This window comes from Nocardia neocaledoniensis (assembly GCF_003182135.1).
Taxonomy (GTDB): Bacteria; Actinomycetota; Actinomycetes; order Mycobacteriales; family Mycobacteriaceae; genus Nocardia; species Nocardia neocaledoniensis.
Window position 1 is genome coordinate 123,010 of the sequence record NZ_QGTL01000011.1, and the last position, 20,992, is coordinate 144,001.

Annotated in this window: 21 protein-coding genes; 13 read left to right on the forward strand and 8 right to left on the reverse strand. The window is 70.8% G+C overall.

The features are described 5' to 3' along the window. The first annotated feature begins 109 nt into the window (after window positions 1-109). On the forward strand, window positions 110-400 hold the full coding sequence (locus tag DFR69_RS25775) for a hypothetical protein (protein WP_110040221.1): 291 nt from the start codon (window positions 110-112) through the stop codon (window positions 398-400). On the opposite strand, the gene DFR69_RS25780 is transcribed toward DFR69_RS25775, so the two are convergent. After that, entirely contained in the window at window positions 397-2,157 is a 1,761-nt protein-coding gene (locus DFR69_RS25780) for a TerD family protein (protein ID WP_110040222.1), read from the reverse strand. The two genes, DFR69_RS25775 and DFR69_RS25780, sit on opposite strands and share 4 nt — an antisense overlap. 296 nt (window positions 2,158-2,453) lie before the next feature. Here DFR69_RS25780 and DFR69_RS25785 point away from each other — a divergent pair, with 296 nt between their 5' ends. Beyond that, window positions 2,454-3,053, forward strand: coding sequence for an MDR/zinc-dependent alcohol dehydrogenase-like family protein (locus DFR69_RS25785; protein ID WP_244198460.1), 600 nt, complete (start codon window positions 2,454-2,456; stop codon window positions 3,051-3,053). Next, complete coding sequence (locus DFR69_RS25790) at window positions 3,050-3,535, forward strand: hypothetical protein (RefSeq protein WP_186817333.1); 486 nt, start codon at window positions 3,050-3,052, stop codon at window positions 3,533-3,535. The genes DFR69_RS25785 and DFR69_RS25790 overlap by 4 nt, the downstream gene beginning before the upstream one ends. On the opposite strand, the gene pabB is transcribed toward DFR69_RS25790, so the two are convergent. Then, a complete protein-coding gene (gene pabB / locus DFR69_RS25795) occupies window positions 3,532-5,601 on the reverse strand; it encodes an aminodeoxychorismate synthase component I (RefSeq protein WP_110040224.1) in 2,070 nt (689 codons plus the stop codon). The genes DFR69_RS25790 and pabB overlap by 4 nt on opposite strands. A gap of 49 nt (window positions 5,602-5,650) precedes the next feature. Here pabB and DFR69_RS25800 point away from each other — a divergent pair, with 49 nt between their 5' ends. The 3 genes from DFR69_RS25800 (at window position 5,651) to DFR69_RS25810 (ending at window position 8,546) form a co-directional block, all read left to right on the forward strand. Then, window positions 5,651-6,715, forward strand: coding sequence for a phosphotransferase family protein (locus DFR69_RS25800; protein WP_110040225.1), 1,065 nt, complete (start codon window positions 5,651-5,653; stop codon window positions 6,713-6,715). Window positions 6,716-6,784: 69 nt separating this feature from the next. Further along, a complete protein-coding gene (locus tag DFR69_RS25805) occupies window positions 6,785-7,309 on the forward strand; it encodes a DinB family protein (protein WP_110040226.1) in 525 nt (174 codons plus the stop codon). 106 nt (window positions 7,310-7,415) lie between these two features. Next, window positions 7,416-8,546, forward strand: coding sequence for an NDMA-dependent alcohol dehydrogenase (locus DFR69_RS25810; RefSeq protein ID WP_110040227.1), 1,131 nt, complete (start codon window positions 7,416-7,418; stop codon window positions 8,544-8,546). A 1-nt stretch (window position 8,547) separates the two neighbouring features. Here DFR69_RS25810 and DFR69_RS25815 read toward each other — a convergent pair whose 3' ends face one another. Both DFR69_RS25815 and aztA read right to left on the reverse strand, forming a co-directional pair. Then, the gene (locus tag DFR69_RS25815) at window positions 8,548-8,904 is read right to left on the reverse strand and encodes an iron chaperone (RefSeq protein WP_110040228.1); all 357 of its coding nucleotides are present in this window, start codon (window positions 8,902-8,904) and stop codon (window positions 8,548-8,550) included. A 41-nt stretch (window positions 8,905-8,945) separates the two neighbouring features. After that, window positions 8,946-9,620: a zinc ABC transporter ATP-binding protein AztA gene (aztA, locus tag DFR69_RS25820; protein WP_110040229.1), complete on the reverse strand. Its 675-nt coding sequence runs from the start codon at window positions 9,618-9,620 to the stop codon at window positions 8,946-8,948. Between the two features lie 48 nt (window positions 9,621-9,668). Here aztA and aztB point away from each other — a divergent pair, with 48 nt between their 5' ends. The 3 genes from aztB to aztD all read left to right on the forward strand — a co-directional run bounded on the left by aztB (window position 9,669) and on the right by aztD (window position 13,883). Then, window positions 9,669-11,672, forward strand: a complete 2,004-nt coding sequence (gene aztB / locus DFR69_RS25825) for a zinc ABC transporter permease AztB (RefSeq protein WP_110040230.1) — start codon at window positions 9,669-9,671, stop codon at window positions 11,670-11,672. Between the two features lie 113 nt (window positions 11,673-11,785). Next, on the forward strand, window positions 11,786-12,706 hold the full coding sequence (gene aztC, locus DFR69_RS25830) for a zinc ABC transporter substrate-binding protein AztC (protein WP_244198461.1): 921 nt from the start codon (window positions 11,786-11,788) through the stop codon (window positions 12,704-12,706). A 25-nt stretch (window positions 12,707-12,731) separates the two neighbouring features. Beyond that, the gene (gene aztD / locus DFR69_RS25835; protein ID WP_208644051.1) at window positions 12,732-13,883 is read left to right on the forward strand and encodes a zinc metallochaperone AztD; all 1,152 of its coding nucleotides are present in this window, start codon (window positions 12,732-12,734) and stop codon (window positions 13,881-13,883) included. Between the two features lie 100 nt (window positions 13,884-13,983). Here the strand turns inward: aztD and DFR69_RS25840 are convergent, their stop codons facing one another. Beyond that, window positions 13,984-15,180, reverse strand: a complete 1,197-nt coding sequence (locus DFR69_RS25840) for a serine hydrolase domain-containing protein (protein WP_110040325.1) — start codon at window positions 15,178-15,180, stop codon at window positions 13,984-13,986. 39 nt (window positions 15,181-15,219) lie between these two features. On the opposite strand from DFR69_RS25840, the gene DFR69_RS25845 reads away from it, so the two are divergent. Both DFR69_RS25845 and DFR69_RS25850 read left to right on the forward strand, forming a co-directional pair. Further along, window positions 15,220-16,035, forward strand: coding sequence for a serine hydrolase domain-containing protein (locus DFR69_RS25845; protein ID WP_110040232.1), 816 nt, complete (start codon window positions 15,220-15,222; stop codon window positions 16,033-16,035). Window positions 16,036-16,136: 101 nt separating this feature from the next. Further along, complete coding sequence (locus DFR69_RS25850) at window positions 16,137-16,673, forward strand: DUF3145 domain-containing protein (RefSeq protein ID WP_110040233.1); 537 nt, start codon at window positions 16,137-16,139, stop codon at window positions 16,671-16,673. Here the strand turns inward: DFR69_RS25850 and DFR69_RS25855 are convergent, their stop codons facing one another. The 3 genes from DFR69_RS25855 to DFR69_RS25865 form a co-directional block, all read right to left on the reverse strand. Continuing rightward, window positions 16,674-17,411 (reverse strand): GNAT family N-acetyltransferase, encoded by a 738-nt coding sequence (locus DFR69_RS25855; RefSeq protein ID WP_244198462.1) that lies wholly within the window; start codon window positions 17,409-17,411, stop codon window positions 16,674-16,676. 66 nt (window positions 17,412-17,477) lie between these two features. Continuing rightward, entirely contained in the window at window positions 17,478-18,287 is an 810-nt protein-coding gene (locus DFR69_RS25860) for an SDR family oxidoreductase (protein ID WP_110040235.1), read from the reverse strand. 80 nt (window positions 18,288-18,367) lie between these two features. Beyond that, complete coding sequence (locus DFR69_RS25865; RefSeq protein ID WP_244198463.1) at window positions 18,368-19,312, reverse strand: ADP-ribosylglycohydrolase family protein; 945 nt, start codon at window positions 19,310-19,312, stop codon at window positions 18,368-18,370. 217 nt (window positions 19,313-19,529) lie between these two features. On the opposite strand from DFR69_RS25865, the gene DFR69_RS25870 reads away from it, so the two are divergent. Together DFR69_RS25870 and DFR69_RS25875 are read left to right on the forward strand one after the other, a co-directional pair. Next, entirely contained in the window at window positions 19,530-20,096 is a 567-nt protein-coding gene (locus DFR69_RS25870) for a DUF8020 domain-containing protein (RefSeq protein WP_244198464.1), read from the forward strand. 89 nt (window positions 20,097-20,185) lie between these two features. After that, window positions 20,186-20,974 (forward strand): class I SAM-dependent methyltransferase, encoded by a 789-nt coding sequence (locus DFR69_RS25875; protein ID WP_110040328.1) that lies wholly within the window; start codon window positions 20,186-20,188, stop codon window positions 20,972-20,974. Window positions 20,975-20,992: the final 18 nt, after the last annotated feature.

Below are 20,992 nucleotides of genomic sequence, written 5' to 3' on the forward strand. Positions count from 1 at the left end.
GACCACGCGGTTTTGTTGGTGTGCTGGGGGTTCGCGCCCTTATCCTGGACTCGTTCGAATACGACAGTGCTGGAACGCAGTTCGCATCACGCGAAAAGGGGAGCAGGCTATGAGCATCATTCTGACGTCGATGGCCGAGACCGTCACGACGTTCGCGCAGGTCGGCAACCCCACGCCCGAGGCGCCACCGCTGTCGGACAAGATCATGCAGATGGTCCAGTACCTGACCTGGTTCATGATCCTGTCCGGCGTGCTCGCCATCACCGTCGCCGGTGGAAAGTTCGCCTGGGAGAAGTGGAACGGCAGCGCGATGGAGTCGCCGAAGATGATCGCGGGCGCGATGATCGGCGGCGTGGTTGCCACCAGCGGTGGCACCATCATGAACGCGATCCTGGGCTAGATCCGGGCGCCCTTGGCGCGGTTGCAGGCCCGGCACAGGATCTGCAGGTTCGCCGCGCTCGTCGCGCCGCCGCGGCTGAGCGGGATGATGTGGTCGAACTCCAGGTAGTGGCCGTCGCCGCACTCGACGCAGCGACCGCCGTCGCGCTGCCACACCTGGGCCTTCACATCCTGCGGGATGCTGCGGCTGTCGCGCTGGCCCGGCGTGAGGACCAGGCGTTTGGCCACGCGCAGCGCACCTTCCAGCGCGGCCGCCACGTAGTCGGGATCGGTGACGCCGAACGTCGCGCCGCCGCGCGCCGAGGTGGCGGCGAGCACCACGGTGCCGTGTTCGGGGTGCACCGACACGACCCGGTTCCACGGCAGCTCGATCCCCGTGCCGTCGCCGACGAACCGCAGCTTCTTGGAGCTGCCGATCAACCGGCCCTCGGTGTTGCGCGGTCCGCGCGCCAGCATTCTGATGTGCACCGCGGGCAGGTCGAGGTGCACGCGCTCCTCGGGGTCCAGGTGCAGACCGGGGGTATCGATGGTGGGCAGTTCGCCCGCGCGTAGCCGGGACAGCGTGCGGCCCCGGTGCATCCGGCGGCGCAGGTCGTCGACGATCGGGCCGGACAGCGCCAGCTCGCTCACCACGTGCTCGAACGCGTCGAGCTCGTCGGCGAACACCTCGCCGTCGGCGAAGGCGAACGCGACCATTCGCTCCACCTGGGTCAGGCCCGCCTCGCGCAGGACCGCGCGCCCGAGCTCCTCGTCGATGCGCTGGTAGCGCAACGACGCCCAGACCGCGAGCCACTCCTCCGACAGCGTGCCGGGACCGGTGAGCACCCGCCGCGCCCTGGTGCGCCAATGCGTGAGGAACTCCTCCACCTCACCGGCGCACGCCTTGCAGGGGCCGTGGCCGCCGAAGAGCTTGCGGCGCAGCGGGGCGGTACAGCGCGCGCAGCGGACCCGGTCGTCCTGGATGTGCGGCCGGGTGCTCGTCGTCCACTCCTCGCCGTCCCACCAGCGCAACCGGCCGGGGTCCTGCGGGTCCGGATGCCAGTCGGCCAGTTCCGGATCCGGCGGGGGCGGGGGTGGGAGGTCGATGACGCGCCGGGTCAGGGCCGGCGAACCCACCCGGGCTCCGTGCGGGCGGTCGTCTCCGCCGAGCTCCGGTGATCCGGCACGCGGGTCGTGCGAGCGGGTCTGCGTGAGAGGCGTCGCCGGCACTCGAGGGGCACGATGCGGGCCGGGGCCGGGCCGCCGTGCCTCGCCGGGCTCGTCCACGGTGACACCGAACTCGGTTGCCAGCCCGGGCAACCCGCCCGCCCACCCCTGACCGATCGCGCGGAACCGCCAGCCGCCGTCGCGGCGATAGAACTCGCCGAACATCATCGCCTGCACGTCCTCGATACCCTCCAGCACGAACCGGGCGACCGGCCCGTCGGCGGCGTGCACCGTGAGCGTGAGCTCGGCGAGCTGATCGAAGGTGCCCTCGTCGAGGGACGCGCTCACCACGATCCGCGCCACCTCCGCCTCGGTCCGCGGCAGCGACACACTCAACCGCGCCGTTCCCGGCGCGGGCTCCTGATCCAGCGTCACCGCCTGCGAGGCATGCCGCGGCGCGTTGAAGAACACGAAATCCCGATCGTCACGCACCAGCCCCGACTCCGTGACCAGCAGCGCGTGCGCGTCGACGGCATGCGCCGACCGCCATGAAAGAACCACGGCGAGAAGCGATGTCGGCACCGGCGCGTGCGCGCCCTTACGGAGTTCCATGGTCCCCGCATGATGCCACGCCGCACCGACAGTGTTTGTGGAGCGCTGGCGCGCTCGAGGTCGCGGCCCCTCCTGTCCTGCCGATCAGGCGCCGTGGCTTGCTCCTTCGTCGCCTACGCCACGGCACCTGATCGGCGGGACGGCCGCGACCCGCCGACCGCGTCGGCGGACCCTCCTCGAGGTCGGGTCGTCGGGGCCGGGAAGGCTGTCGGCGCTCCGTCGGATCCGGATGCGGCACGGTGGGCCGGTCGACAATCCGGATGACGTCGCCGCCCGCCGCGGGTTGGCGTCGGCGGGTGAATCGGCAGTGGATCCTGGTCGCGCGGCCGACGGGCCTGGTCGACGAGAGTTGCTTCGAACTCAGGCGGGCCGAGGTGCCCTCGCCGGGTCCGGGTGAGGCGCTGGTGCGGGTGGTCTGGCTGGGTTTCGATCCGACGCAGCGGGGGTGGCTCAACGACGGCCCCAACTATCTGGACCCGGTGCCGCTGGGGGCGGTGATGCGCGGCAGCGGCGTGGGGCAGGTGGTGGCGTCGAACAGCGCGGAGTACGCGGTGGGCGACTGGGTCTACGGGATGGTCGGCTGGCAGGACTACGTGCTCGCGTCGGGGCAGGGGCTGCTGGGACTGAATGTCGTTCCGCCGGGCGTCGATCCCAAGGCGATGCTCGGGATCTTCCTGGACTACCTCGACCGCTTCCCCGAGGCGTTCGCCCGGCTGCACCGCTGGCTGGCCGAGGGGCGGATCATGTACGCCGAAGACGTCGCCGAGGGCTTCGACCGCGCGCCCGCGCTGCTGCGCGGCCTCTTCGAGGGCCGCAACGTCGGCAAGCAACTGCTGCGCGTCGCGGAGTGTTCCTCCCCGCGCGGCGGGCGGGAGTGGGGCACAGTGGTGTCATGACCAACCCGAAGAAGCGGGGGCGTGGCGAACCGGTGCCGGAGCCGCAGGCGCGCAAGGTGCCCGGCGCCGATCTGCTGTCGGCGGCGCAGGCCGCCGTCGGCGCCGCGCAGACGGCGGCGGGGCAGGCGATCGACGCGGCGCAGCAGACCGCGGGATACGCCTTCGACGCGGCGGTCCGGCTGCCACCGGCCTCGGCGCAGCTGGCCGCGCAACTGCCGGATCTGGTCGAGAACCTGTCGATCGCGGTGGACCGGCTCAACAGCACCATCGACCGGCTCGATCGCACCCTCGCCCTGGCCGACCCGGTCTTCGCCACCTACGACCGCCTGCTGCCCCGGTTGGAGGCGATGATCTCCCTCGGCGAGGATCTGTTCGGCGCCCTGGCGAAACTGCCCGGCGTCGGGCTGCTCGGCCGGATCGCCGGCCGCGGGGGCGAGGAGCCGCCACCCGAGCCCGAGCCGAAGAAGCGCGGGCGGCGCTAGGACCCGGCCGGCGTCACGGCACGGAAGGTCGCCGCCGCCTTGAGCACCATCTCGGCGTATTCGTCCTCGGCGTCGGAATCGAGGACGATGGCGCCGCCCGCGCCGATCCGCCACTCGTCGTCGTAGCGGACGGCCGTGCGGATGACGATGTTGAGGTCGGCGGTCCCGCCGAGCCCGAGGAACCCGATGGTGCCCGAATAGATCCCGCGCGCCTGGGTTTCCAGCTCGTCGAGGATCTCCATGGTGCGCAGCTTGGGCGCGCCGGTCATCGAACCGCCGGGGAAGCAGGCCCGCAGGCAGTCGATCACGCCCGCGTCGGCGCGCAGCGTGCCCCGCACGGTGGACACCAATTGGTGCAGGGTGGAATAGGTTTCGGTGGCCATCAGCTCCGGCACGTGCACCGAGCCCACCTCGCAGACCCGGCCCAGATCGTTGCGCAGCAGGTCGACGATCATCAGGTTCTCGGCGCGGGTCTTCGGATCATCGGCCAGCGCCCGGCGCAGCTGGTCGTCCTCGGTGACGGTCCGCCCGCGCGGCGCGGTGCCCTTGATCGGCTTGCTCTCCACCACGCGCTCGCGGTCGATCTTGAGGAACCGCTCCGGCGACGAACACGCCACATCGAGCCCGTCGAACCGGAGGTAGGCGGCATACGGCGCCGGGTTGCAGCGGCGCAGCCGCCGGTACACGGCCAGTCCGTCACCGGGCGTCGCGGCCACGGCCGCCGCGTCGGTCAGGCAGATCTCGTAGGACTCGCCCGCGTGCAGCCGCTCCTGGCAGACCGCGATGTCGGCCAGATACCGGTCCCGGCCCCGGATGAGGTGCGCGGGCACGGCGTCCGGGTCGGCGGGCACGGTGAGGTCGGCCGGGTTCGCCCAGGTCGGCAGGTCGGTCAAGGCGGCGTCGGTCTCGGCCAGCCAGCGGTCGGCGGCCTCGAACCCGTCCTCGGTCAGCGCGAGCAGGTGGGTGCGGCCCGCCTCGTGGTCGACCACGATCAGCCGGTCGGCGAAGATCCACTGCGCGTCGGGGGTGGCCGCGCGGTGTGCCGCGCTCGCGCCGCAGTCGGCCTTCACCTCGTACCCGAGGTAGCCGACGTAGCCGCCGGCGAAGTCGAAAGGCAGCGGGGGAGTTTCGCAGTGGCGTCGGCGCAGTTCGCGGTCGAGATAGTCCAGGACGGTGCCGGGCACGGTCCTGGCGCCCGCGCCGTCCGTCACCGTGACGGCGCCGTCGCCGACCCGATAGGTCACGATCTCGGCCCCGGGACCGGACGCGTCCCCGAGGAAGGAGAACCGATCCAGGCCGGGTTCGACGTGCTCGCTGTCGAGCCAGAACGCCGTGGGGGAGCCGGCGTAGCGGCGCAGGAAGATCGCCTCGGTGTCGATGGCGCGCTCGATGGCCTTGTGCCGCAACCGGAATCGCCGCTCCGGCGGCGACGGCGGTGGCGCGACCTCGCGCGGTCCGCGCACGAGCAGCGGCGCGCCGTCGTGGGTGCGGGCCTTGGTGAGCGCCGCGAAATTGCGCAGCAGCGCCGCCCCGAATTCGCTCGACACCGACTCGGGATGGAATTGCACACCCCACTGCGGCCGCTCCCGGTGCCGCACACCCATGACCACGCCGTCGCTCGTCGAGGCGGTCACCTCGAGCACCTCGGGCAGTGGTTCCCCGGCGGCGAGCGAGTGGTACCGCACCACCGTGAAGTCCTGCGGCAGACCGGCGAACAGGTCGCGATCGTCGTGGGTGACCTGATCGAGGTATCCGTGCCTGGCCCGCGGCGCCCGGCCCACCGTGCCACCCGCGCCGATCACGATGCCCTGATGGCCGAGGCAGACACCGAGCAGCGGGAGTTCCGCCGCCGCGATCACCGCGGTCGAGACCCCCATGTCCCGCGCGCGATCGGGACGGCCGGGTCCCGGGGAGATCACCACATTGTCGAAGCGGTCGAGCCCGAGCTCGCCGAGATCGGCCTCGTCGTTGCGCACGACGGTCGGCTCGTTCCCGTTGACCTCGCTGATCAGCTGATAGAGGTTGTAGGTGAACGAGTCGTAGTTGTCGATCAACAGCGTGCGCATCCTGGCAGAAACCCTACGCCGGGCCCACGGACGGCCCGCCTCGGGCACAATGATCGCCATGTCTGTTTCGCAACCGGTCGAGGTCGACCCGACGATCGCGGATTTCGCGGCGATCGGGCGGTGGATGGACGAGCGTGGCCTGCCCGGGGGCTCCTTCGGCGCGGTCACCCCGATCGGCGGCGGCACCCAGAACATCATGGTGCGCTTCACCCGTGGCGACCGCGAGTACGTGCTGCGGCGCGGCCCCCAGCACCTGCGCGCCAAGAGCAACGACGTGATCCGCCGCGAATCCCGCCTGCTCGGCGCCATCGAGGACACCGAGGTGCGCGCGCCCCGGGTGATCGCCGCCTGCGACGACGAGTCCGTCATCGGCGCGGTGTTCTATCTGATGGAGCCGATCCACGGCTTCAACCCGCAGACCGAGCTGCCGGAACTGCACGCGAACGACCCGGAGATCCGGCGGCAGATGGGCCTGTCCGCGGTCGAGGCGATCGCCCGGCTCGGCGCGCTCGACTACCGGGCGCTCGGGCTCGAGGACTACGGCAAGCCCGAGGGATTCCTGGAACGCCAGGTGCCGCGCTGGCTGCGCGAACTCGATTCCTACGCCGCCAACGAGGGCTATCCGGGTCCCGCGATTCCCGGCCTGGACCGGGTCGGCGACTGGCTGGAGAAGCACCGCCCGGCCGAGTGGACGCCGGGCATCATGCACGGCGACTGTCACCTGGCCAACATGATGTTCGAATACGACGGCCCGCAGGTGGCCGCGATGGTCGACTGGGAGATGTCGACCATCGGTGACCCGCTGCTCGACCTCGGCTGGCAGCTGGCGACCAGGCCCGTGCCCGGCACCGTCGGCGCCGGGCTGATGGGCACGCTCGGCACCGTCGGCGGCCTGCCGACGCCGGAGGAGATGATCGCGCACTACGCCGAGTTCTCCACCCGCGATCTGAGCGCCGTCACCTGGTACGAGGTGCTCGCCTGCTTCAAGCTGAGCATCGTGCTCGAGGGCACGCACGCGCGCGCCTTCGCGGGCAAGGCGCCCAAGCCGGTGGGTGATTTCCTGCACGCGGTGACCATGGAACTCTTCGAGAAGGCCAACCGCCTGATCGAGTGATGCCGGATCTCGCCGGAAATTGGCGGAATATCGATGGATCACAAGATGCGGACATCCTAGGCTGACCGCATGATTCTTCCCGACACCAAGAACTGGACGTGGGTCCTCGAACGTCCCTGCGTCGAATGCGGTTTCGACGCCGACGCGATCGCGTTCGAGACCGTCCCCGAGCGTGCTCGCGACAGTGCCACCCGTATCGGCGCGGCCCTCTCGCGCGCCGACGCGCGCGTGCGCCCCGACGAGACGACCTGGTCGGTCCTCGAATACGGCGCCCACGTGCGCGATGTGTGCCGGATCTTCGACACCCGGCTGGCCCTGATGCTGGCCGGGGACGGTGTCGCCCCGCCTGCCTTCGAGAACTGGGATCAGGACGCGACCGCCGTCGCCGACCGCTACGGCGAGCAGGACCCGGCCACCGTCGCGGACGAGCTCTCGATCGCGGCCGAGTCGGTCGCCGCCGCCTTCGCCGCGGTCCCCGCCGGCAGCCTCGAACTGCGGGGCGCGCGCAGCGACGGGTCCCTCTTCACGGTCACTTCGCTGGCCCGCTACTTCCTCCACGACCTCGTCCATCACGTCCATGACGTGCGTGGATAGATAATTCTCGGCAATATTTCTAGAACGTGTTTCAGAATTGGCCGATTCTTCGTTAGGGTGAGTGCAGTCACAACGAGGCACCAGCTTGGCGAGAGGTCTACACGAGATGAAGACGAAGGGCGCGATCCTGTGGGGCACCGACCAGCAGTGGTCGGTGGAGGAGATCGAGGTCGGCGACCCCGTCGCCGGTGAAGTGCAGATCCGGATGGAAACGGCGGGCATGTGCCACTCCGACCATCACATCGTCACCGGCGCCACGCCGATGCCGTCGTTCCCGGTGATGGGCGGCCACGAGGGCGCGGGCGTCATCACCAAGCTGGGCCCCAACTGCCCGAGCGACCTGGCCGTGGGCGACCACGTCATCCTGTCGTTCATCCCGGCGTGTGGCCGCTGTCCCGCCTGCGTCGCCGGGCACATGGCGCTGTGCGACCTGGGCGCGGGCCTGCTGATGGGCCAGGCCATCTCCGACGGCACCTACCGCATCCAGGCGCGCGGTGAGAACGTCATCCCGATGTGCCTGCTCGGCACCTTCGCGCCCTATATGACCGTGCACCACACCTCGGTGGTGAAGATCGACCCCACCATTCCGTTCGAAGTCGCGTGCCTCGTCGGCTGTGGCGTACCCACCGGCTTCGGCTCCTCGACCCACGTCGCCGAGGTGCAGCCGGGCGAGACCGTGGTGATCGCCGGCATCGGCGGCGTCGGCATGAGCGCGCTGCAGGGCGCGGTGCTCTCGGGCGCCTCGAAGGTCGTCGCGATCGACCCGAACCCGTGGAAGCGGGAGCAGGCGCAGAAGTTCGGCGCCACCCACACCTTCGAGAGCATGGCCGCCGCGATCATGCCGCTGATGGACGCGACCGAGGGCCGGATGGCCGAGAAGGTCATTCTCACCATGGGTGAGATGCACGGCGACTACGTCGAAGAGGGCCTGATCCTCACCGCCAAGGCGGGCACCCTGGTCGTCACCTCGATGGGCCGCATGGACGCGGGCGAGGTCAAGATGAACAGCTTCCTGCTGTCCATGCTGCAGAAGACGGTGAAGGGCTGCATCTTCGGCGGCGGCAACGCCCGCCAGGACGCCCCGCGCCTGCTGTCGCTGTACAAGTCGGGTCAGCTCAACCTCGACGACATGGTCACCCGCAGCTACTCGCTGGAGGAGATCAACCAGGGCTACCAGGACATGCTGGACGGCAAGAACATTCGCGGCATCATCCGCTACACCGAGGCCGACTGGTAGGTCAGCCCCGTCGTTCCCGTTCGGCGAGCCGCACCGCGATCTGCGCGATCAGATCGTACGGAATCGGTTCTCCGAGCGGGAATTTCAGTGTGCCAGGACCCGCGACGTACGGCGCGACGGCACGTTCGAACGCCTCGTCCCCGTCGGGGACGGGGTACACGCTCACATGCGCCTTCCAACCGGCGAAGGACATGAACGCCCGGCCGTCGAGGGTGGCGGCCGGCATGGCGTAGCTGATCTTCTCGCCGGAACCCGGTACGGCGCGGTGAATGGTCTCGCGGATCCGCTCGAGGACCGCGCGGGCATGGTCGGGTTGCGCTGCGAGGTAGTCCTCGACCGAAGTCGGTGTCGCGGCCATGGTTGTCCTCCTGCTGCGCGGTGCGCCGGTGACCTGCGATTCTAAGTCCGCGCGGGTGCCTGCTCCGGCCGACTCGCGGTCAGGCGGCCGTGCTCGAGCCGCAGGGACTGATGGGCCCGCCCGGCCTCGGCCGGATCATGCGTCGCCTGCACGACGGTGACCCCCGCGGCGGCCACCTCGCGCAAGGTGGCGGAGATGGCGGTCTGCGAGGCCGCGTCCAAGCCGGCCGCCGGTTCGTCGAGCAGCAGCAGCTCGGACTGCTGCGCCAGCGCCTGGGCCAGCAGCGTGCGCTGGCGTTGGCCGCCCGAGAGGGTGTCGAGCCGCCGTGACTCCAGCGCGGTGAGGTCCATTCGTTCCAGCGCCGAGCGCACGATCGCGCGGTCCGCCCGGGTGAGCCTGCGCCAGAGTCCCCGGTGCGCCCACCGCCCCATCGCGACCGTCTCGCCGACGGTGATGGGCAGCGTCGGCGGAATCGCGGTGTGCTGCACCACGAATGCGGGGCGCCCGGTGATGCCGTGGCGCACGTTGCCCGATTGGATCGGCACCGTCCCGGCGAGGACGCCGAGCAGCGTCGACTTGCCCGAACCGTTGGGGCCGACGATCGCGGTGATCCGCCCGCGCGGGATCGTCGCCGACACCTCCGTCAGCACCGGCGTCGTGCCGTAGCCCGCCGTGACCTGCTCGATCTCGAGCGCCGCGTCCTCTGTGTGTTGCATCTCACCTCGATTGAAACGATAATCGTTTTCAGTATATCGTTCCGCGCTATGGATTGGCTGATGACCCCGTTCGAGGTGGCCTTCGTGCAACGGGCGCTGTGGGGCGGACTGCTCGTCTCGTGCGTCTGCGCCCTCGCCGGAACGTGGGTTGTCGTGCGCGGCATGGCTTTTCTCGGTGACGCGATGGCGCACGGCATGCTGCCCGGTGTCGCCGTGGCCGCACTGCTCGGCGGGAATCTGCTGATCGGCGCCGCGATCAGTTGCACCGCCATGGCTTTCGGCGTCTCGGTGCTCGGGCGCAGCAAGCGCTTCGCGCCCGACACCGCGATCGGGCTGCTGTTCGTCGGCATGCTCGCGGCAGGGGTGATCATCGTCTCGCGTTCGCAGTCCTTCGCGGTCGACCTGACCGGATTCCTGTTCGGAGATGTGCTCGCCGTGCGGACCGTCGATCTGCTGTATCTCGTGGTGGCACTGGTGATCGCGCTGGCGGTGACGGTTCTCGGGCACCGCGCGTTCGTGGCCTCGACCTTCGATCCGCGCAAGGCGCACACGCTGGGCCTGCGGCCCAAGGCCGCCCAGGTGGCGCTGGTCGGGTTGGTGACGCTGGCGATCGTGGCGTCGTTCCACGTCGTCGGCACGCTTCTGGTGTTCGGGCTGCTCATCGCGCCGCCCGCCGCGGCCGTGTACTGGTCGGACCGGATCCCGCTGGTGATGCTGATCGCCGCGGTGCTCGGTGGACTGTCCACCGCGGTGGGGCTGCTCGTCTCCTGGCACGCCGGGACCGCTGCGGGCGCGACGATCGCCGCGGTGGCTGTCGGATTCTTCTTCCTGTCGGCGATTCTCGCCGCGCTGCGTGATCGCTTCGGCGCCCGCCGGGTCGGCGCGGCCTCGGTGGCCGCGCTCGCGGCGCTGCCGCTGGTCGGGTGCGGATCGGGGGAGACCGCGCCGGTGGTGGAGGAAACTCCGCACGGGTTCGTCGCCGGCGCCGAGGAGATGCCGGAGGCGCAGCACCGGTTGATCGTCGCCGACGCGCAGACCGGCGCGGTGCGCGTCGTCGACCTGCTCGGCGAGAAGGTCACCCCGGTCGACCTGGAAGGTGCTCTGCCCCAACCGGATTCGGCCGCCGGGTTGCGGCTCGCCGGCGACGGCCGGTTCGGCTACGTGTCCGTGGGCGGGCGGCTCGCGGTCGTGGACAGCGGTGCGTGGACGGTCGATCACGACGATCACCGGCACTACTACGCCGCGCCCATCCGCGCGATCGGCACCGTCGACACGCCCGCGGCGGTCGTCGCGGCGCACAGTGACCCGGCGCTCGCGGCGGTGGTGCTCGACGGCGGGCAGTCCCTCGTCTTCGACCGCGCCGCACTGGATCAGGGCGAGGTTCGCGAACCGCGTCGCGTCGAGGGCATCGCCGTGCCGTATGCCGAACGACTCCTCGTGGCCGACGGCAGCGGACGTGTCGAGGCCCGTGGCCGCGACGGAGCCGCCGGGCGGCCCCTGACCGAGTCCTGCCCGCAGCCGCGCGGCCAGGCGGTGACCCGGCGCGGCGTCGTCTTCGGCTGTGCCGACGGCGCACTGGTGGTGGCGCAGCGTGACGGCGAGCTCGTCGCGGAGAAGATCGCCTACCCGGCGCCCACCGCAGACCGCGCCACGGCCTTCACACACCGACCGGGTAGCACGACGCTGACCGCCCTCGCCGGCCGCGACGGTGTCTGGACGCTCGACATCAGGAAGAAGACCTGGACCAGGACGGCCGTCGTCGATCCGGTGGCGGTGAACACCGCGGGTGAGGGATCGCCGGTGCTCGTCGCCACCCGCGACGGCGTGGTGCACGGTCTGGACCCCGAAACCGGCGCGGAGACAGCCCGTCTCGCGCTGCTGTCCGCCCCGGTCGACTCCGTCGCGGCGATCCGGGTGGACCCGGATCGGGCCTACGTCAACGACTCCCGCACCCGCACCGTGCACGAGATCGCCTACAACGACAATCTGCGCGCCGCCCGCGCCTTCCCGCTGGACATCGCGCCTTCGCAGATGGTGGAGACCGGACTGTGAGTACGAACCACGAAACACCTTCCGGTCCACCTCTGCCCGCTATCGCGCGCTCTCGCCGAGTACCCCGGCGGTCAGGGGACGGTCCGCCGAAACGCGGTGCGGCACAGGCCCGCGTGCGTGCCGTGCTGGCGGCGGCCGTGGTGATCCTGGGCATCGTGCCGTTGATCGCCGCGTGCTCGGGCGACGGTGACCGTTCCGGAATCGTGGTCACGACGAACATTCTCGGGGATCTCACCAAGGCGGTCGTCGGCGACGCGGTCCCGGTGACCGTCCTCATGCAGGCGGGCACCGACCCGCACTCGTTCGGGATCTCCGCCCGCCAGGCCGCCGAGATCGAACGCTCGGCGCTGGTGGTGCACAACGGCCTCGGGCTGGAAGAGGGCATCGCCCGGCACGTCAGGGCCGCGAGCGAGGCGGGGGTGCCGACGCTGGCCGTGGCCGAGCACGTCGACCCGATCGACTACACCTCCGACGAATCGGCGGGCAAGCCGGACCCGCACTTCTGGACCGACCCGCAGCGGGTGCGCAAGGCGGTCGAGGCGATCAGGACGGCCGTGCTCGCCGAGGTCGACGGCGTCGACGAGACGGCGGTGCGCGCGTCGACCGACCGCTACCTCGGCGAACTCGACCAGCTGGACCGCTGGATGACCGACCGCTTCGCCGCCGTCCCACCCGAGCGCCGGAATCTGGTCACCGACCACCATGTATTCGGCTACCTCGCACAACGTTTCGGCTTCCGGGTGATCGGGGCCGTGATCCCGAGCGGCACCACCCTGGCCTCGCCCAGCGCCGCCGACCTCGACGGCCTCGCCTCGGCGATCCGGGCGGCGGGCGTGAGCGCCCTGTTCGCCGATTCCGCCCAGCCCGACCGGCTTTCGCGCGTGCTCGCCGAACACACCGGCCTGCGCGTGCAGGTGATCGGCCTGCACACCGAGTCGCTCTCCGAGCCCGGCGGCGGCGCGGACACCTATCTGGAGATGGCGCGCACCAACACCGAGGCGATCGCCCGTGGTCTGTCCGGGCCGACACCGTAGTTCACGCAGCAGAATGGAGCAGTACATGCACAGGTCACGGACCGCCACCGTGGTGGCCATCGCCGCGATGGTCGCCCTGAGTGGTTGTGGCGCCGACGATTCCGGCACCCACGAGCACGAGCACACGCCGGGCGCCGAACCGGTCGCGCTCACCTACGACGGCGGCATCTACGTCCTCGACGGTGCGAGCCTGGCACAGCAGGGCGAGGTGAAGCTCGACGGCTTCAACCGGCTCAACCCGGCCGGCGACGAGGACCACCTCATGGTGTCCACCAAGGACGGCTTCCGCGTCTTCGACGCCTACGACCGCGAATTCACCGGCACCGACTTCCCGGCGAGCAAGCCCGGCCACGTCGTGCGGCACGCGGGCAAGACCGTCCTGTTCGCCGACGGCACCGGCGAGGTCACCATCTTCGACTCGGACAAGGTGGGCGGCAAGCCCGAGACCGAGGTGTACCGCGCGGCCGCCCCGCACCACGGCGTCGCCATCGAACTGAGCACCGAGCAGCTGATCGTCACCCTCGGCACCGAGGACAAGCGGGTCGGCGCCGTCGCGCTCGACGGCGCCCGCAAGGAGATCGCGCGCAACGAGGACTGCCCCGGCGTGCACGGCGAGGCTACCGCCCAGGGCGAAGCCGTGGTGATCGGCTGCCAGACCGGCGCGCTGGTCTTCCGCGACGGCAAGTTCACCAAGGTCGCCAGCCCCGACGCCTACGGCCGGATCGGCAACATGGCGGGCAGCGAGGTCTCGCCGATCGTGCTGGGTGACTACAAGGTCGACAAGGACGCCGAACTCGAACGGCCGCAGCGCATCTCGCTGGTGAACACCGCCGACGGCTCGTTGCGCCTGGTCGACATCGGCACCAGCTACACCTTCCGCTCGCTGGGCCGCGGCCCGGCCGGGGAGGCGCTGGTGCTCGGCACCGACGGCAAGATCCATGTCATCGACCCGGTCGCGGGCACCGTCACCCGGACCATTCCGGTGCTGGGTACCTGGCAGGAACCGCTCGACTGGCAGGACCCGCGCCCCGCGCTGTTCGTGCGCGGCGGCATCGCCTACGTCTCCGACCCGGCCGCCAAGCAGGTGCACCGGGTGGACCTGGCCGAAGGGAAGGTCACGGCCAGCACCACCTTGGCGGCAGCTCCGAACGAGATCAGCGGCGTCGCCGGACACTGATCCGGATCAGCGCGCGTCGGTGGGAACTCGCTGACGCGCGCTGTCGCCGGATAAAGGCAGGCGTCGACGGTGCCCGGCCGATCGCGCGCCCAGCCGACCGTCAGCGCGCGCAGCGCAGAAGGGCCTCGCGCAGGTTGCGGCTGCGGACGTCGTCGAGGATGGCCATGCCGAGGCGGTTCATGCTGTAGCCGAAGCCGAGTCCCGTCGTGGGGTCGGCGAAACCGAACGAGCCGCCCAATCCCGTGGTGCCGTAGGCGCGCTTGTCGGAGCCGAAGCGGAAACTGCCGCGCGACTTGCGGAACCCCAGGTGGTAGCGGCTCTTGGTGTGCAGCACCAGATCCTCGGCGGGCACGTCGTCGGCGGTGTCGGCCGCCGCGAGCCGATCGAGCACCTCGTCGGTGATCGGCAGCGCGCCGGTCCGGCCCGCCGCCGCGCCGTACACGCGAGCCAGCGCGCGGGCGTTGCCGACGCCGTTCATGCCGGGCCACTCGATCTCGAGGAACTCCCGGCGGGCCGCGCGGGCCGGTGCGCCGGGACGCGGATTGGTGAGCGCGGCATAGGAGAGGCCGCGCTTGGCGTAGACCTCGGCGCCGATCCGCACCGGGATGTCGGCGAGCTCGTAACGCAGGATGTCGAGCCCCTTGGTCGCCGACAGCTGCGCGACCCGCTCCATCGGTTCGGTCGCGGGCAGTCCGATGAACAGGTCGGCGTCGACGGGTTCGGCGATCTCCTCGGCGAAGAATCGGCCGAGGCTGCGGCCCGCCGGATCGACGCGGCGCAGCAGCTCGCTCTGGTACAGCCCGAGCGTGAGCGCGTGATAACCGTGCCGGGTGCCCGGTTGCCAGGCGGGCTTCTGCGCGGCGAGCACCGCGGCCAGCGCGTCCCGGTCGGTGAGTTCACCCAGCTTCACGATCCGGTCCAGGCCCGACAGCCCGGCCTGATGATCGATCAGCTGCCGCACGGTGATCCGTTCCTTGCCGTGCTCGGCGAACTCCGGCCAGTACCGGGCCACGGGCTCCTCGTAGTCGAGCAGCCCGTGCGCCACGGCGGCGGCGATCGCGAACGCCGACATCCCCTTCGACGAGGAGAAGACCGGCACGATCGTGTCGCGCTCCCACGCCACCTCGCGCTTGCGGTCGCGGTGCCCGGCCCACAGATCCACCAGCGGCTCGTCACCGGCGTAGACCGCGACGGCGGCGCCTATCTCGGCGTGGTGGGTGAAGTTGCGGCGGAACGCGTCGGCGACAGGGCCGAAACCGGCCGCCACGTCGCCGTGGATCGATGGTGCGGGACTCATGGTGACCACGATCGTAGCGGCGTCTCGTACGCTGCCGATATGCGCTCGTTCGAACAGGTACAGCACTGGCCGGCCGCCAACGCCGCCGCCGCGGTCGTCACCGCCGACGGCGTGTCGACCACCGGCGACACCGCGCTGGTGTTCCGCCTGGCCTCGGTCACCAAGCCGCTCGTCGCCTACGCCGCCCTGGTGGCCGTGGAGGAGGGCGCGGTCGAGCTCGACCAGCCCGCCGGCCCGCCCGGCTCGACCGTCCGGCACCTGCTCGCCCACACCTCCGGCGTCGCCTTCGCCACCCCCGAGGTGATCGCCAAACCTGGCGCACGCCGCATCTACTCCAGCGCCGGTTTCGAACTGCTCGCCGACTTCCTCGCCGCGAACACCGGCATCGCCTTCCCCGCCTACCTGCACGAGGCGGTGTTCGAACCGCTCGGTATGCGCGACGCGGTCCTCGACGGTTCCGCCGGGCACGCCTGCCGCGCCTCGATCGACGATCTCATCCGATTCGCCACCGAGTTGCTGACACCCCGATTGATCTCTCAGCAAACTCTCGACGAGGCGACCTCGGTGCAATTCCCCGGCCGCGACGGCATCCTGCCCGGATTCGGTTCCCAGCGCCCCAACGACTGGGGACTGGGATTCGAAATCCGCGACGGGAAAACCCCGCATTGGACCGGCGACGCCAATTCCGCGCGCACCTACGGGCACTTCGGCCAGTCCGGCACGTTCCTCTGGGTCGACCCCGCAATTCGGGTGGCGACGATCGCGTTGAGCGACGAGAATTTCGGGGACTGGGCCCGCGCGGCGTGGCCGAAATTCAGCGATTCCGTGATCGCAGAGACACACAACACGCTGTGAAGTAACACCCGCAACACCGAGCACTTCAGTACACTCGGGCCACGCCAGTCCGACGGGTCGTTGGGGAAGACGCTCCTTGTCGAGGCTGGAGGTGTTGTGTAGTGCGCGCATCGAGTCAGTTCGCTGATGCGACGGCGGGTGTGGTCTACATCCACTCATCGCCCGCCGCGTTGTGCCCGCACGTCGAATGGGCGCTGTCCACCGCGCTCTCCGCGCCCGCGAAATTGCGCTGGACCGTGCAACCCACCGACGGACAACTGCGCGCCAGCAGTGATTGGATCGGGCCGGTCGGCACCGCGTCCCGGATAGCCCAATCATTGCGCGCCTGGCCGGTTCTGCGCTTCGAGGTGACCGAGGACCCCAGCGAGGGCGTCGACGGCGAGCGCTACAGCTTCGTCCCCGCGCTCGGCCTGTGGCACGGATCCACCGGCGCCAACGGCGATGTGATGCTGGGCGAGATGCGATTACGTGCCTTACTGCAAGCCGCCAGGGAACTCGGCGGTCACGGAACCTACGACCTGTCCGCCGAGATCGACCGCGCGCTCGGCACGGCATGGGACGACGATCTCGAGGCCTACCGCCAGGGAACCGACTGCGTCGGAGCCGAAGTCACCTGGCTGCGCCGCGACGTGGGCTGATCAGCCGCCTGCCGCACCGGCGCCTGTCTCGGGGATCTCCTTCGCCCAGCACATGCCCCGGCCCGACTCGCCGGGCGTCTGACGCTCCCGCGGGCCGATGCTCTCCAGCCGGTACCCCAGCCGACGCGGCACCGCCGCACTGCGGAGGTTGGCGGCGTCGCACCGGATCTCGAGGCGGGTGATGCCGGGCAGCGCGCCACCGAGGGTGGTCAGCGCGCCTGCCGCGCGGGTGATGATGCCGCGGCCGATGTGGTCGACGTGGCACCAGTAGCCGATCTCCAGCGTTCCCGGGCCCACACGGTCGTGTAAGCCGATCGCGCCGAGTGCGGCGCCGTCGCCATCGAAGATGCCGTAGGTGAAACCGCCGTCGGGCGTGGGCCAGTGGGCGACCTGCCGCTCGTGCTCACCCCGCAACGTGTCGAGTTCGGGTGGCTCGGCCGCCCAGGGCATCCACCGGTGCAGATGCTCGAACGACCTGCTGAGCGCCGCGAACTTGGCGGCCAGATCATCGGGTTGCCAGCGGCGGATCACCATGTCACCGAGCACGATCCGTTCCGGCGGGCATACTCCCGGTGGCAGCGCTGGGGGCGGCGTCGGGTCCATCTCCCCAGCGTGACCGACCGTCCGCACCTGCCGCAACGCGATTTCGGCGTGGGTCTCCGCTGTCACCGTGGTGCGGCGACGACTGCGGGGATTCTGGGCCGTGGAACGCCGGAAGGAGACGCGGCGCGCCGCCATGTCTCGCTGCCGGTGCGGGTTCGGGGCACACACGGGCCGACCTGTCCGCGCGGCATCGCCGTCCGCCTAGGTGAACCGGGACGCGTTGGCGGTGGCCCAGTCCGCGAAGATGGTCGCGGGACGGCCGGTGATATCGGGGACGCTGGTCAGGGGAAGGGTCTCGGGGGCCGGGTTGTAGTCGGTGAGAACGTTGTCGACGTACCAGGTCGCGGTGTCGCCCATGGTGGGGGTCAGGGCGGCGATGGTGTCCTCGCGGGACGCGCGTTCGAAGGCGAGGTCGCGGCCGAGGGCGGTGGCGAGGTGCCGGACGAGATCGATGCGGGACAGGATCTCCGGGCCCGCGAGGGACAGGGCGCGGCCGCGCAGGCTGTCGTCGAGCAGCGCGACGGCGGCGACGGCGGCGATGTCGTCCATGGCGATCGGGGCGGTCGCGGTGTCCGGATGCGGTTCGCGGATGACCCCGGCCTCGCGGATCTGATGCGACCAGGTCAGCGTGTTCTCCATGAAGTCGGCGGGCCACAGGTGCGTCCAGGCCGGCCCGCTGTTCTCGACCGCGGTGCACACCGTGCCCCACCAGCTCTCCGGCTCACCCGACAGGTCCACCACGTGACGCACCCCGGCCGCGGCAGCCAGCTCCAGCACCTCCCCGACGTTGTCGGGAGTCGGCGCCAGATACATCCGATCCACCCCGTCGAACGCGGCGGGCAACGTCTCCAGCCGGCGCAGATACCCCTCGGCCACTTCCACGCCCTCCGGCAGCGCGGCTTTCCGCGGATTCGTCGTGAGCGCCCGCACATCGGTGCACCCCGCCGCGACCAGATGGTCGACCACCTTGCGCCCGATATTCGCGGTTGCTCCGGTCACCAGAACGGTCATCTGTGTCCTCCAGGTCGGTCGATGGGCCACCATTCTGCCCACCCGATCGGCCGCTCCGCACATGCCGATTTTCGGTGCGGTCACCGTCCCTGATCGAGCCACACCGGGAGGGGTTCCCGCGCGGCCAGCCACTGCGGCGGCACTCCGACACCGCCCGGCCCGGTCCCGATCCCGGTGTAGGCGGCCACGATTCCGCCCACGATCGCACCGGTCGTATCCATGTCACCGTCCGCCTCGAGGCAGGCGGTGACCGCCGCCGGGTAGTCGCGCAGATGCGTGGCGGCGGCCCACAGCGTGAACGGCACGGTCTGTTGCGCCGTCACCCGCGAACCGTTCCCCAGCTCGCGTGCCGCCTCGGCGACGTCGGCACCGAGCAGGCCGCGGGCCCGACGGATTCCGCCGGCCGTCTCTCCTCGGGGCGTCCGATCGAGCACATGGTCGAGGAATTCCGCTGGGCCGAGCAGGTTTCCGCGCTGTCGCGCCTCGGCGGCCAGACCCGCCGCGATCGCCACCGCCACCGCTCCCGCTACGCCCTCGGGATGCAGGTGGGTCACCTCCGCCGACCGGATCGCCTCGGCCGCGATCCGATCCGGATCGCCGGCGAAGTAGGCGCCCAGCGGTGCGACCCGCATCGCCGCCCCGTTCCCGCACGATCCCTGATCCTCGAAGACGGCCCCGGCGGCCCGGCGCCACGGCACACCGTCCCGGATCCGGCGCAACGTCGAGACAGCGGTGTGCCCGTAGTCGCGGGCCGGATCGCACCGGCGGGCGAAGGTCGCGGCCAGGCGGTCCTGGTCGATTGCGCCGTGTCGCCGCAGCTCCGCCACCAGACCGGCGGCCATCTCGGTGTCGTCGGTCCACACCCAGGGCCCCGAGGGCGGGTCGCCCGCCCGCAACCGCGGAATCGACCGGCCCATGAGGAAGAACTGCGCACCCAGCGCGTCACCCACCGAAAGACCGTCCAGCGCGTCGAGCATCCGCGCGCACCGCTCGTCCCGGGCACGCGCCCGCCACCACCGGATCATGGTCTCGATGATGCCTTCCGCGCGCGCCCGCCAGTTCGCGCACACGCTCGAACTCGCCGGAGTTCCCCGGCGAGCCGGTGATGTTTTTCCGGTATCACCGCTGGTGGGTTCCTTGCCTGTGGCAACGATGCGAAAATGTCGGCGGACCGAGATCCGGTCCGAGAGAGGATGTTCCGCCGGCTCTCGGCGGGCAGACTGGAGGGGCAAGATGTTTTTCGTGTCTCGAAATAATTCGGCCGCACGGCGATTCGGCACTGTCGCCGTCCTCGCCGCAGGGGCTCTCGGCGTCACCGCCGCCACCGCACACGCCGGACCGGCGACCGCGGTGCCGGTCGTGCACGGCGTCGACGGGGGAGTGGCCTTCACCGCGAGCCCGCTGGCCGACGGTTCCGGAATCACCGCCGCCGCGCCCGAGGGAGCCTTCCAGCTCGCCGGGGGCGCCGTCACCCTGACCGCCCCGGATGGCCGCGTGGTCGCCACCGTGCCGACCCGGATCGTCACCGGCGCAGGCACTTTCGATCTGACCGCCGGGGTCGCCGCCGACGGGCACTCGGTCACGTTACGGCCCGTGGCCGCGCCCGCCGTCGTCACCCAGAACCTCGCGAGCTTCGTCGACGAGGCGTCCGACACCCTCGCCCGCAAGCAGCACAACGCGGGCATCGGCGCCCTCGTCGGTGCCGGGATCGGCGCCGTGCTCGGCTTCTTCCTCGGTGGTGTCGGCGCGCTGATCACCATTCCGATCGGTGCGGGCATCGGCGCCCTCATCGGCTACTCGACGCCGTAGCGCCACGCGTGTGGTGGTCCGGCCGGGGTCGGACCGCCACACGCCGCGGCGTGGTGAGATGGGCACACGGACTTCGAGAGGACGTGGTGATGCCCGATGAACGCGGTGACTCGCCCGAGACCGACCTGTTCGACTACGACGCGGAGTTGCGTCGGCACAACGCGCGTCTTCGTGCCGCGGCCCGCGTCGGCGCCGGTGACCGCGTGCTCGACATCGGCTGTGGCACCGGGCTGACCACCCGCGAGGCCGCCCGCGCCGCTGCCGGCGGGAGCGCGCTCGGTGTCGACATCTCGGCGCCGATGCTCGCGAAGGCCCGCGAGCTCAGCGCCGCCGAGCAACTGTCGAATGTCGCTTTCGAGCTCGCGGACGCGCAGGTCCACCGCTTTGCGCCCGAGTCTTTCGATCTCTGCGTCAGCCGGTTCGGATCCATGTTCTTCGACGATCCGGTCGCCGCGTTCACCAATATCGGGCAGGCGCTCCGGCCCGGCGCGCGGCTTGTGCTGCTGGTGTGGCGGGAATACGAGCGCAACGAGTGGGCGTCGGGGCTGATGCCGATCCGGCCCGCGAAGCCGGCCGACGGGCCCGGTCCGTTCGCTCTGGCCGATCCGGGCCGCACCGAAACCATTCTCACGGCCGCCGGTTTCACCGATGTCGCGTTCGATGAGGTGCACGAGCCGGTCTACTTCGGCACCGACCCCGCTGCGGCCCTCGCGAATCTGCTGCGGCTGCAAGGGTTCAAGGAGATGTTCGCCGACCTCGATGTCGACGCGGCCGAGGCCGCCCGAGCGAAGCTGCGTGCGGCCTTGACCGACCACATGACCGAAACCGGCGTGTATTTCGATTCGCGCGCGTGGATCGTCACGGCATGCCGCCCTTGAGGTCGTAGGCACCCGAAA